This window comes from Burkholderia sp. BCC1644 (assembly GCF_902833225.1).
Classification (GTDB): Bacteria; Pseudomonadota; Gammaproteobacteria; order Burkholderiales; family Burkholderiaceae; genus Burkholderia.
On record NZ_CADFEI010000001.1, the window covers coordinates 567,066 to 578,845 of the forward strand.

Consider the following 11,780-nt stretch of genomic DNA (forward strand, 5'->3'; position numbering starts at 1 on the left):
GTTGTCTCCGTATTTTCAGAGGGGCCGCCCGCGTGCGCGGCGGCCTTCGAGGGCATCCGGCGTTATCGCGTATTCCGCGTCGCAAGAAAATCGAGGCATTCCCGATTGAAATAATCGGCGTGTTCCACCATCACCCAGTGGCCGCACCGGTTCATCAGCACGAAGCGCGCATCGCGACAGTGTTCGAGGAACTTCAGCGCGCCGCCGACCGGATTGAAGCGATCGTCCGTGCCCCAGAAGCCGAGTATCGGGCAGCGCAGGTCGCCGAGCGCCCCGGTCAGGTTCGGCACGCTCATCGTCGACAGCACTTCGGTCGGCTGCTCGACGCACACCTTCATCCGCTCGGCGACGAGCGCGTCGGTGACGATCGCCGGATCGTGCACGAGCAACGTCAGCAGTTCGCGCATCGTGTCGTCATTCATCTGGCGATTGGTGAACAGCTTCACCATCCGCTGGATCCCTTCCATCCGGAAATAGGTGTCGCGATCCTCGACGCCGCCCGGCGCCATCATGATCAGCCCGTCGACTTCATCCGGGAAGTCGAGCGCGTATTTCAGCGCGATCGCGCCGCCAAGCGAGTTGCCGAGCAGCACGGCCGGGCCGATCCCGAGCGCGGCCAGCTGCGCATGCAGCGCGCCGACGAAGAAATCGAGCGTATAGGCGACATCGGACGGCTTCGACGACTGCCCGTAGCCCGGCAGGTCGACGACGATCGCGCGATAGCCGGCCGCCGCGAACGCCGGGACGTTGTGCTTGAAGTTGCTGAAGCCGCTGGCGCCCGGGCCGCTGCCGTGGATGAACACCACGGGCCGGCCCTCGCCTGCCTCGAAATGGTGCAGGCGCATGCCGCCCGGTACGTCGGTGAAGATGCCGGCGGGCTGCGTCGTGAGGGTCGTCATCGCGGGTTGTCTCCTTCGTCGTTCGATGGATGTCTGCCACGATGATTGCGCCGCCGGCGCCGGCCGGCATCATCCTTTCAGACTACGAAGCCGCGCGCGCTTCTTCCTATCATCGGCCCACCGAAACGGAGGCAACGATGAACGGATTCGACTACAGCGGCAAGACGGTGCTCGTGACGGGCGGCACCAAGGGCATCGGGCGGCGCATCGCCGAACGGTTTCTCGCGGCAGGCGCGCGCGTGTTCGTCTGCGGGCGCAGCGCGCCCGACACGCCGCCGTCGGCCGATGGCCGCACGGCGGCCTTCGTCGCGGCCGACCTGCGCGACATCGAGCAGGTGGACGCGATGCTCGCGACGATCCGCGACACGGCCGGCGGCCTCGACGTGCTCGTCAACAACGCGGGCGGCTCGCCGTTCGCACTCGCGGCCGATGCATCGCCGCGCTTCACCGAATCGATCGTGCGGCTGAACCTGATCGCGCCGCTGCAGCTCGCGCAGCGCGTGAACGCGATCATGCAGCCGCAGCCCGAGGGCGGCGTGATGCTGTTCATCGCGAGTGTCAGCGCGTCGCGGCCGTCGCCCGGCACGGCCGCGTACGGCGCCGCGAAAGCGGGCCTCGTCAACGCAGTCACGTCGCTCGCGGTCGAGTGGGCGCCGCGCGTGCGTGTGTGCGCGATCAGCCCGAGCCTCGTGCAGACGGAATCGGCCACCGAAGGCCACTACGGCGACGACGCCGCGCTCGACGCGATCCGCGCGACGATTCCCGCCGGACGGCTCGCGACGCCCGACGACGTTGCATCGGCATGCCTGTTTCTCGCGTCGCCCGGTGCTTCGTACGCGTCGGGCGCGAACCTGCGGCTCGACGGCGGCGGCGAGCGGCCGGCGTTCCTGTCGGCCGCGCAGGCCGACGCGCGCTGAACACGCAATGCAAGCGGTGCAGGGCCATTCGTTTTCAGTCCTAGGGAAGTCATCTAGTTCATTTTGACGATTCCCTGCTACCGCGATCTCCCTACTCTGCCTCTCACGACAACACACACAGTCGACCGTCGTCGATACCCCCAAGAGGAGACACCATGCATCAACGGATTTCGCGCCGTACCGACAAGCGGGCAACCGCCACGCTGTCGACGCTGGCCGCCGCGCTGCTGACGTGCGCCGTTCCCAGCGCGCACGCCGGCAGCACGATCGAGCTTGGCGCCGACACGACGCTGGACTACACGTTCACGCTCAGTTACGGCCTCGGCATGCGCACCCGCGCACCGAGCGGCAATCTGCTGACGCCGGCGAACATCAACGGCGACGACGGCGACCGCAACTTCGCGAAGAACAAGCTGATCGAGAACCAGGTCAGCCTGCTCGGCGAAGTGAACCTGAAGCACGACGACTGGGGCGTGTTCGTCCGCGCGGACACGTTCTACGACCAGGCCTATCGCCGCCCGAACTACAACGACTCGCCGGGCACCGTGAACCATTCGGGCCAGTACAACGACTTCACGAGCGATGCGCGCTACTGGTCGGGCGGCCACACGACGCTGCTCGCCGCGTATGCGTACAACACCTTCCACATCGGTTCGACGAGCCTGAACGTGAAGGTCGGCGACCAGGTGGTCGCATGGGGCGAAAGCCTGTTCTTCCCGAACATCGCGGGCGCACAGGGGCCGTCCGACGCGACCAAGTCGTACATGGCCGGCGCCGAGGTGAAGGACATCCTGCTGCCGGTGCCGCAGATCTCGACGCAGTGGCAGATCACGCCGAACTTCAGCCTGCTCGGCTACTACCAGTTCTCGTACCAGCAGAACCGGCTGACCGCGCCCGGCACATACTGGAGCTACTCCGACGTCACGGGCCCCGGTGCGCAGTACATCATCGGCCCGGGCGGCATGATCATTCCGCGCGGCCCCGACGACAAGCCGAGCGCGCGCAACCAGTGGGGTATCGGCGCCCGCTTCCGCGTACTCGGCGACACCGAGCTCGGGCTGTACCACCTGCATTACAACGACATGAACCCGAGCGTCGTCACGACGTACTTCCCGACGCTCCAGTACCAGCAGACCTATTTCAGCAACATCAAGCTGACCGGCGCGAGCTTCTCGACGCAGGTCGGCCCCGTGAACGTCGCGGGCGAAATCTCGTATCGCCAGGGCGCGGCCGTGCTCGTGAATACGCCGACGGGCCCGCAGTCGACGCGCGCGAACGTGCTGCAGACCAACCTGTCCGGCATCTACTCGATCGGGCCGAGCTTCCTCGCGAACTCGCAGTCGCTGATCGGCGAACTCACGTACGTGCACGCCGGCAGCATCTCGGAGCTCGACGGCTCGACCACGCTCGCGAATTCGCGCAACGCGCTCGCGATGGAGATCGCGTGGACGCTCAGCTACAAGAACGTGTTCAACGGCTGGGATCTCGACGTGCCGCTGACCTACACGCACGACCTGACGGGCACGTCGCCGCTCGCCGGCGCGCTCGGCTCGCTGACGGGCCAGGGCGACCATCGCGTGACGGCCGGCGTGACGTTCACGCGCCTGAGCAACCTGCAGCTGTCGCTCGTCTACGCAAAGTTCCTCGGTTCGCCGAACCCGGCCACGCGCCCGCTCGCGGATCGCGACTACGTGCTGGCCACGGCGACCTACCACTTCTGAGCGGCCCGGCCGCTCGTCATTCAGCACTATGAGGATCGATATGAAACGCATTCATCTCCCCCTCCTGCGCGCGTCGGTGATGGCCGCGTGCGCGGTCGTCGCAACGGCGTCGTTCCCGAAGGTCACGCCGGATGACCTGAAAGCGCTCGACGGCACGCTGACGCCGATGGGCGCCGTGCGCGCCGCGAGCAAGGACAGCGGCGTGCCCGAGTGGACGGGCAAATGGCTCGGCACGCCGCCCGACGTGCAGTACAAGCGCGGCAGCCGCTACCCCGATCCGTTCGCGAACGAGAAGCCGGTCGCGACGATCACCGCGGAGAACATGGCGCAGTATGCCGAGCACCTGACCGACGGCCAGAAGGCGATGTTCAAGCGCTACCCGGCCACGTTCAAGATCAACGTCTATCCGAGCCATCGCGACTTCCGCTACGCGGATTCCGTGTACAAGGACATCCGCGCGTTCGCGCCCGACTCGACGATGACGTCCGATGCGAACGGCCTCACGAACGCGCCGCCGACGGTGCCGTACCCGATTCCGAAGACGGCCGCCGAACTGCTGTGGAACCAGCGTTTCTCGTCGGCGATCGGCGCCGAGCAGGCGACCTACGACCAGGCCGTCGTGTACTCGGACGGCAACATCGCGTGGGGCAAGGTGCGCTACGACATCTACTCGCCGCGCAACTCCGGCAAGTTCGACGTGAAGAGCGACCTGAACAACCGCACGTACTACCGCAACGCGACGGAGCTGCCGCTGTCCGACCGCGGCTCGCTGATCGTCGGCTTCACGAACTGGGACAAGGCCGGCGCGGACAACTCGTCGCGCACGTGGATGTACAACCCCGGCACGCGGCGCGTGCGCCAGGCGCCCGAGTACGGCTACGACCAGCCGCAGGGCCCGGGCGGATTCCGCACCGTCGACGACGACCGCCTGTATAACGGCCCCGGCGACCGCTACGACTGGAAGATCGTCGGCAAGCGCGAGATCTACGTGCCGTACGACAACTACAAGGCGATGGACAGCTCGGTGAAATACGCCGACCTGCTGACCAAGGGCCACGAGAACCCGTCGTACATCCGCTACGAGCTGCATCGCGTGTGGGTGCTGCAGGCGACGCTGAAGAACAACTATCGCCACCAGTATGCGAAGCGCGTGCTGTACATCGACGAGGATTCGTGGATGACGCTGCTCGCCGACAACTACGATGCGCGCGGCCAGCTGTGGCGCACCAACGTCGCGACGACGCTGTACGCGTATGACGCGAAGGTGTTCTACCCGGGCGTCGTGTTCTACCACGACCTGATCTCGGGTGCATACATGTCCGACCGCCTGACGAACGAAGGCCCGATGCCGAAGCTCGACAACAGTCCGCAGTTCAACGAGGCGTACTTCTCGCCGGACGCGATCCGCAGTTCGGGCAACTGATCGATCCACCGACGCGGTACGCCCGCGCCTCACGCGCCGGAGCCTCGCTCCGGCGCACGACGCCGCCCGCGACGGCGGCCTTTTCCATTCGAGGGCCCTTTCATGTCTTCCCGCCTGCATACGACGCTCGGCGACGAACTGTACGCCGCGTGGCACGCGCGCGCGCCGGTCGCGCCGCTGTCGAACCGTCCGCGCCGGCTGTCGCTCGACGACGCCTACCGCATCCAGCAACGCTTCATCGAGCGTCGCGTCGAACAGGGCGAAGCGGTCGTCGGCAAGAAGATCGGCGTGACGAGCCAGGCCGTGCAGGACATGCTGAACGTGCGCCAGCCCGATTTCGGCATCCTGCTGTCCGGCATGCACTACGCGGCCGGCGAGGCGATTGCCGCCGATTCGCTGATCGCGCCGCGCGCCGAAGGCGAGATCGCGTTCATCCTCGCGCACGACCTGCGCGGCCCCGGCATCGACCGCACCGACGTGATCGCCGCGACGGCCGCCGTCGCGCCCTGCTTCGAGATCGTCGATTCGCGCATCCGCGACTGGGCGATCCGCATCGAGGACACCGTCGCCGACAACGCGTCGTGCGGCGTGTACGTGCTCGGCGATGCGCGCGTCGACCCGCGCACGCTCGATCTCGCCGCGTGCGAGATGACGATCGACAAGAACGGCGAGCGCGTCGCGCAAGGACGCGGCGACGCGGCGCTCGGCCACCCTGCCGACGCCGTCGCGTGGCTCGCGAACACGCTCGCCGCGTACGACGTGCCGCTGCTGGCCGGCGAGATCGTGCTGTCCGGCTCGCTCGCGAAACTGATTCCGGTCACGGCCGGCGACACGCTGTCGATGCACATCTCCGGCATCGGCAGTTGCGACGTCCGCTTTATCTAAAGGAAAAATCCTGATGAAGACAATCAAATGCGCACTGATCGGGCCCGGCAACATCGGCACCGACCTGCTGTACAAGCTGCGCCGCTCGACGGTGCTCGAACCGGTGTGGATGGTCGGCGTCGATCCGGCGTCCGACGGGCTCGCCCGCGCGCGCGAGTTCGGCCTGAAGACCACCGACAAGGGCGTCGACGGGCTGCTGCCGCACGTGGCCGACGACGACATCCGCATCGCATTCGACGCGACGTCGGCGTACGTCCATCGCGACAACTCCGACAAGCTCACCGCGCTCGGCGTGAAGATGATCGACCTGACGCCCGCCGCGATCGGGCCGTACTGCGTCCCGCCGGTGAATCTCGACGCGCATCTCGACAGCGCGCAGATGAACGTGAACATGGTGACCTGCGGCGGCCAGGCGACGATCCCGATGGTGTATGCGGTGTCGCGCGTGCAGCCGGTCGCGTACGGCGAGATCGTCGCGACGGTGTCGTCGAAGTCGGTCGGCCCCGGCACACGCAAGAACATCGACGAATTCACGCGCACGACGTCCGGCGCGATCGAACAGGTCGGCGGCGCACGCAAGGGCAAGGCGATCATCGTGATCAATCCGGCCGAGCCGCCGCTGATCATGCGCGACACGATCCACTGCCTGACCGACGGGCCGCCCGACGTCGACGCGATCACCGCGTCCGTGCATGCGATGGTCAAGGAAGTACAGCGCTACGTGCCCGGCTACACGTTGAAGAACGGGCCGGTGTTCGACGGCAATCGTGTGTCGGTGTTCATGGAAGTCGAAGGGCTCGGCGATTACCTGCCGAAGTACGCGGGCAACCTCGACATCATGACCGCCGCCGCGGCCGCCACGGCCGAGCGTTTCGCCGAACAGATGCTGGCCGCAACGGCCGCCACCGCTTGAGTCGAGGAGTCACACGATGTCACTTGCAGGCAAGAAGATCACCGTCCACGACATGTCGCTGCGCGACGGGATGCACCCGAAGCGCCACCAGATCACGCTCGACCAGATGCGCAACATCGCGCGCGGGCTCGACGCGGCCGGCGTGCCGCTGATCGAGGTCACGCACGGCGACGGCCTCGGCGGCGCATCGGTCAACTACGGGTTCCCCGCGCATACCGACGAGGCGTACCTGAGCGCCGTGATTCCGGAGCTGAAGCAGGCGAAGGTGTCGGCACTGCTGCTGCCCGGCATCGGCACCGTCGAGCACCTGCGCATGGCTCACGAACTCGGCGTCGGCACGATCCGCGTCGCGACGCACTGCACCGAGGCCGACGTGTCGGAACAGCATATCGGCCTCGCGCGCACGCTCGGGCTCGATACGGTCGGCTTCCTGATGATGGCGCACATGTCGTCGCCGGAGCAGCTCGTCGTGCAGGCGAAGCTGATGGAATCGTACGGCGCGAACTGCATCTACATCACCGATTCGGCCGGCCACATGCTGCCCGACGACGTGACCGCGCGGATCGGCCAGGTGCGCGACGCGCTGAAGCCGGAGACGGAGCTCGGCTTCCACGGCCACCACAATCTCGCGATGGGTGTCGCGAACTCGGTCGCGGCCGTTGCGGCCGGCGCGAACCGGATCGATGCGGCCGCGGCCGGCCTCGGCGCCGGCGCGGGCAACACGCCGATGGAGGTGTTCGTCGCGGTGTGCGACCGGATGGGGATCGAGACGGGCGTCGACGTGTTCGCGATCTCGGATGTCGCCGAGGATCTCGTCGTGCCGATCATGGACGCTCCGATTCGCCTCGACCGCGATGCGCTGACGCTCGGCTATGCGGGCGTCTATTCGTCGTTCCTGCTGTTCGCGAAGCGCGCGGAGGCGAAGTACGGGATTCCGGCGCGCGACATTCTCGTCGAGCTGGGCCGGCAACGGCTCGTCGGCGGCCAGGAAGACATGATCGAGGATGCGGCGCTGACGATGGTGCGGGCACGGGAAGTGGCGGCGTAATCACGCTGTCGTATCGCCGGTCGCACGGGACGGGGCACATGCCCCGTCTTTTTCATGGGCGTGAAGTTATTGCACCGGCTCGGCCGACGGCATCGCGAACGTCCCCTGCAGCACGCTGCCGGTCGGTTCGTAAGCGCGTGCGAACAGCGTGAACGGCCGGCCGTCCGCCGGTGTCGGCAGCCAGTTCGATGCCGCCGCGCCGTCAGGACGTTCGGCCTGCAGCACGATGTCGATGCTGCCGTCCGGATTCACCGCGAGGCCGCGCGTGCGGCTGCTGATCTGATAGCGGCCGATCGGATTCGCATTCAGGAACTGGCCGTCCGGGTCGACCGCATACAGCGACACCGACCAGAATGCCTTCGACGGAATGCCGCCCGGCGGCAGTCGCAACCGGTAACGCCGGCTGCCGCGCAGCGGCTGCGCTTGCGCGTCGCGGAAGGTGATCCAGTAATTCGCTTCGTCGCGGCTCACGCCGAGGATCCCCATTCCCATCGCGAGGGCCAGCGCGCGCAATGGATAGTCGCGTTGGTCCGTCGTGCCGAGCTTCGAGCCCGGCGGGTTGTAGTTGATCCAGCCATGCGACGCGGCCGCCGCGAGATAGGTCTTCACGAACTGCCGCTCGAGCGCCGGATAGGCGGCCGTCCACGATGCACGGACATCGTCGGGCAGCCGGTCCCACGAACACCCGGCACCGCAAATACCGATGCGGCGATAACGCTCGATCAGCGTGCGGTCATACGCGGGCGGCGGATCAAGCGCCAGCATCTGGTTCGCGATCGCGACGAAGTTCGCCGCATCGTCGGTTCGCGGCCGGATGCGTGCCGGGGCGTTCGCGTTCACCTCCGCGGCCGCAGCGACCGGCGTGATGCGAAAACCGTCCTGCACGGCATTGGCGGCCGAGAGATCGGCCGGCCCGTCGACCGCGACGCGCAAATTGACGTAGACGTCGTTGGACGGCGCACGGATCAGCGTGACGCCTTCCGGTACGCTGCCCTGCCAGCCGGGCCCCGCCAGCAGGTAGTGCTGCCGCCCGGTGCCGGTCGTGCGGTGGCCCGCGTAGAAGAACGTGTTCGAGTAGAAGTCGATCAGCGTCAGCACCGTATAGCGCGCCGCCGTATCGGGCGTATCGATCGTCACCGGGCCGCGCGCGAGATCGATCCACGCGGTCGAATACAACGCGTCGACGATCGGTGAATTGGCCCAGCGGTCCTCGGGCGTCGCGATCTCGCGCGCGTGCGCGAACCGGTTCAGCGTCGTGCTGGTGCGCGCGCCGGCGGTTTCGAGTGCCGTCCAGCGGTACTGCGACAACTTGAAGAGCGGGAATGCGTAATCGTACGCTTCGCGGATCAGCGCGCCGGTTGCGGGCTCGTCCGCATGCGCCTGCGCGACAGGCACGGCCAGCGCGACGAGCGCCGCGAAACGGGTGACGCCCTGCACGAGCGCGCGGCGGGTGAACGGAACATGGCGGGCAAACCGCGCCAGGCCTGATGGCTTGCGGGCAGACAGTGTCATACGGATCCTCTGTCGGTGGCGGAGAGTGGCGCACCAGGCGCCGTCACCGAGCGTATCGGCGCCGCGCCGATACGGGATCGTCCGATCGTATGACTGCAGCGTTGCACGTGGATCGTGCCCGCTGCACCGGCAGGCGACCGACTCCCGCCACCGGTCGCGAGACGCTTACTTTCTTATCGCATTCACGGCACTCTTGAATGCCGTACCCGGCGTGAACTTGACCGTCTTCACCGCGGCAATCTCGATGGCGTCACCGGTCGACGGATTCCTGCCGATCCGGGCCGCACGCTTTCCTTGCCTGAACGAGCCGAAACCGATCAACTGAACGGTCCCGCCAGCCGCAACCGTGCTCGTAATCGTGTTGATTACCACGTCCACTGCCTCGGTAGCGGCGACCCTGCTCAAGCCAGTAGAAAAGACCACGGCTTCGACCAACTCTTGTTTATTCATCTGTGGCTCCTGCATTAATGGAAATGCCGATATTCGATTACCGGACTTGTTGTATCGGCGATGTCTCGTTAAAGCACGCGCCATGATTGCCTGCGACCGCCTCATCGACGATGTGTCGTTCGAGACGCACGGATCGCCGCCGAAAGCGGTCATTGGCAAGCTTGCAAGGCTGGACCGGAACGTCGCACGACGCGTCGTCCAAGCGGACCATATTGCGTCAATGGAAATCGGTACGCGACCCACCGTGCAGGCTGGTTCGCGACGGAGTTATCGCGCCCTTCCCCGTTCGCCAAAGGCATTGCACGATTTTTCCGGATCCGGAAAATACTAGTGCTTTACGCATCACGCCATCGTGTGAAATCCTCCCCATAAATGGCGTTGCATGAGCGTATACACGAATATCGACAAGCGTCTTGACGCTCGATTCCACGTTATACATCGTCTCGTATACGCATGATGCTTCTTGTCCAATGGCTCGCCGGAAGCAACGAATCTACGATTCAACACCATTATCACGAAGCCATTCAGAACGATGAAATCGCGCGAAGGTATTCAATCCCGCTCGCGCCCGGCTTCGCCTTCCAATCGAATCCCGCTTCTCACCCTCGGGTCACGCATCATTCGACGTCCGTCGGCCCGTCATCAATCAATAATGGAGACCCCATGAAGTCATTCGCTCGCCGTGCGTCGCGCACGTCCGTCAAGCTGATCGCCGCGGCCGCCTGCGTGGCGGCTACGACTCCCGCCCATGCACAGTCGAGCGTATCGCTCTACGGTCAGGTCGACGAATGGGTCGGCGCGACCAAGTTCCCCGGCAGCGATCGTGCGTGGAACGTGAGCGGCGGCGGGATGTCGACGTCGTACTGGGGCCTGCACGGCGCCGAGGATCTCGGCGGCGGCTACAAGGCGATCTTCACGCTGGAAAGCTTCTTCCGCGCGCAGAACGGCCAGTTCGGCCGCTTCCAGGGCGACACGTTCTTCGCGCGCAACGCATACGTCGGCATCGATTCGCCGTACGGCACGGTGACGGCAGGCCGCCTGACGACGCACCTGTTCCTGTCGACGATCCTGTTCAACCCGTTCTACGACTCGTACACCTTCTCGCCGATGGTGTATCACGTGTTCCTCGGCCTCGGCACGTTCCCGACCTACCCAAGCGATCAGGGTGCGGTGGGTGATTCGGGCTGGAACAACGCGGTGTCGTACGCGTCGCCTTCGTTCGGTGGCCTGAACTTCGGCGCGATGTACGCGTTCGGCAACCAGGCCGGCGACAACGGTTCGAAGAAGTGGAGCGCGCAGTTCAACTACGCGAACGGCCCGTTCGCGGCAACGGCCACGTATCAGTACGTGAACTTCAACAACGGCCCGCGTGACCTCAGCGCACTGGTGGCCGGCATGAAGAGCCAGGGCATCGCGCTGGTCGGTGCGACCTACGACCTGAAGCTCGTGAAGCTGTTCGGCCAGTACATGTACACGAAGAATGACCAGGTCGCGGGAAGCTGGCACGTGAACACCGCGCAAGGCGGCGTGTCGGTACCGCTCGGCGCGGGTAACGCGATGGCGTCGTATGCATACTCGCGCGACGCGGGCGGCCTCGACCAGACGCGCCAGACCTGGGCCGTCGGCTACGACTATCCGCTGTCCAAGCGCACGGACGTCTACGCTGCGTACATGAACGACCGCATCAGCGGCCTGTCGAACGGCAACACGTTCGGCGCGGGCATTCGTGCGAAGTTCTGATCGCAGCAATGTTCCGAACGTCCGGAACCGGGGATCGCACGTGTTGCGTCATCCCGGTTCCGGGCATGCCGAATGCAAGCCCGGCAATCTCGCCGCGCTTCTTGTCTCGGGATCGCGGTGCCCGGCACGCTGTTCGCGGCTGCACGCGGCGGTGCGGCAGGCTCGCGCGCGGCGAGGTTCGTCGGCGCGGCGATTCAATTGACGGGCGCGGTGGTGTCGGCGATCAGCGTGCGGCAGGCAGCGTGACGCATCGCGTTCCTGCTACGCGCGAC

The 11,780-nt window shown here is 66.1% G+C and carries 11 protein-coding genes; 8 read left to right on the top strand and 3 right to left on the bottom strand.

Annotated elements, in window-relative coordinates:
- Positions 1–62: 62 nt before the first annotated feature.
- Entirely contained in the window at positions 63–899 is an 837-nt protein-coding gene (locus HWX87_RS02495; RefSeq protein WP_176045512.1) for an alpha/beta hydrolase, read from the bottom strand.
- A gap of 137 nt (positions 900–1,036) precedes the next feature.
- Between HWX87_RS02495 and HWX87_RS02500 the strand changes: the two genes are divergently transcribed.
- The 6 genes from HWX87_RS02500 (at position 1,037) to dmpG (ending at position 7,806) form a co-directional block, all read left to right on the top strand.
- Positions 1,037–1,816 (top strand): SDR family oxidoreductase, encoded by a 780-nt coding sequence (locus tag HWX87_RS02500; RefSeq protein ID WP_176045513.1) that lies wholly within the window; start codon positions 1,037–1,039, stop codon positions 1,814–1,816.
- A gap of 155 nt (positions 1,817–1,971) precedes the next feature.
- A complete protein-coding gene (locus HWX87_RS02505; protein WP_176045514.1) occupies positions 1,972–3,537 on the top strand; it encodes a DUF1302 family protein in 1,566 nt (521 codons plus the stop codon).
- A gap of 40 nt (positions 3,538–3,577) precedes the next feature.
- Positions 3,578–4,960 (top strand): DUF1329 domain-containing protein, encoded by a 1,383-nt coding sequence (locus tag HWX87_RS02510; RefSeq protein ID WP_176045515.1) that lies wholly within the window; start codon positions 3,578–3,580, stop codon positions 4,958–4,960.
- 102 nt (positions 4,961–5,062) lie between these two features.
- Positions 5,063–5,845, top strand: a complete 783-nt coding sequence (dmpE, locus tag HWX87_RS02515) for a 2-oxopent-4-enoate hydratase (RefSeq protein ID WP_176045516.1) — start codon at positions 5,063–5,065, stop codon at positions 5,843–5,845.
- Between the two features lie 13 nt (positions 5,846–5,858).
- A complete protein-coding gene (locus tag HWX87_RS02520) occupies positions 5,859–6,758 on the top strand; it encodes an acetaldehyde dehydrogenase (acetylating) (RefSeq protein ID WP_176045517.1) in 900 nt (299 codons plus the stop codon).
- A gap of 16 nt (positions 6,759–6,774) precedes the next feature.
- Positions 6,775–7,806: a 4-hydroxy-2-oxovalerate aldolase gene (dmpG, locus tag HWX87_RS02525; protein WP_175032380.1), complete on the top strand. Its 1,032-nt coding sequence runs from the start codon at positions 6,775–6,777 to the stop codon at positions 7,804–7,806.
- 66 nt (positions 7,807–7,872) lie between these two features.
- Here dmpG and HWX87_RS02530 read toward each other — a convergent pair whose 3' ends face one another.
- Positions 7,873–9,318 (bottom strand): DUF1254 domain-containing protein, encoded by a 1,446-nt coding sequence (locus HWX87_RS02530; protein WP_176045518.1) that lies wholly within the window; start codon positions 9,316–9,318, stop codon positions 7,873–7,875.
- A 165-nt stretch (positions 9,319–9,483) separates the two neighbouring features.
- Complete coding sequence (locus HWX87_RS02535) at positions 9,484–9,783, bottom strand: HU family DNA-binding protein (protein WP_279612948.1); 300 nt, start codon at positions 9,781–9,783, stop codon at positions 9,484–9,486.
- Positions 9,784–10,431: 648 nt separating this feature from the next.
- Here HWX87_RS02535 and HWX87_RS02540 point away from each other — a divergent pair.
- Positions 10,432–11,508 (top strand): porin, encoded by a 1,077-nt coding sequence (locus HWX87_RS02540; protein WP_176045520.1) that lies wholly within the window; start codon positions 10,432–10,434, stop codon positions 11,506–11,508.
- A gap of 72 nt (positions 11,509–11,580) precedes the next feature.
- Entirely contained in the window at positions 11,581–11,754 is a 174-nt protein-coding gene (locus HWX87_RS02545; RefSeq protein ID WP_244137580.1) for a hypothetical protein, read from the top strand.
- Positions 11,755–11,780: the final 26 nt, after the last annotated feature.

What these genes read in the sequence shown, in the direction of transcription:
- HWX87_RS02495 (WP_176045512.1), bottom strand. Translation starts at nt 899, where the DNA reads ATGACGACCCTCACGACGCAGCCCGCCGGCATCTTCACCGACGTACCG.
- HWX87_RS02500 (WP_176045513.1), top strand. Translation starts at nt 1,037, where the DNA reads ATGAACGGATTCGACTACAGCGGCAAGACGGTGCTCGTGACGGGCGGC.
- HWX87_RS02505 (WP_176045514.1), top strand. Translation starts at nt 1,972, where the DNA reads ATGCATCAACGGATTTCGCGCCGTACCGACAAGCGGGCAACCGCCACG.
- HWX87_RS02510 (WP_176045515.1), top strand. Translation starts at nt 3,578, where the DNA reads ATGAAACGCATTCATCTCCCCCTCCTGCGCGCGTCGGTGATGGCCGCG.
- dmpE (WP_176045516.1), top strand. Translation starts at nt 5,063, where the DNA reads ATGTCTTCCCGCCTGCATACGACGCTCGGCGACGAACTGTACGCCGCG.
- HWX87_RS02520 (WP_176045517.1), top strand. Translation starts at nt 5,859, where the DNA reads ATGAAGACAATCAAATGCGCACTGATCGGGCCCGGCAACATCGGCACC.
- dmpG (WP_175032380.1), top strand. Translation starts at nt 6,775, where the DNA reads ATGTCACTTGCAGGCAAGAAGATCACCGTCCACGACATGTCGCTGCGC.
- HWX87_RS02530 (WP_176045518.1), bottom strand. Translation starts at nt 9,318, where the DNA reads ATGACACTGTCTGCCCGCAAGCCATCAGGCCTGGCGCGGTTTGCCCGC.
- HWX87_RS02535 (WP_279612948.1), bottom strand. Translation starts at nt 9,783, where the DNA reads ATGCAGGAGCCACAGATGAATAAACAAGAGTTGGTCGAAGCCGTGGTC.
- HWX87_RS02540 (WP_176045520.1), top strand. Translation starts at nt 10,432, where the DNA reads ATGAAGTCATTCGCTCGCCGTGCGTCGCGCACGTCCGTCAAGCTGATC.
- HWX87_RS02545 (WP_244137580.1), top strand. Translation starts at nt 11,581, where the DNA reads ATGCAAGCCCGGCAATCTCGCCGCGCTTCTTGTCTCGGGATCGCGGTG.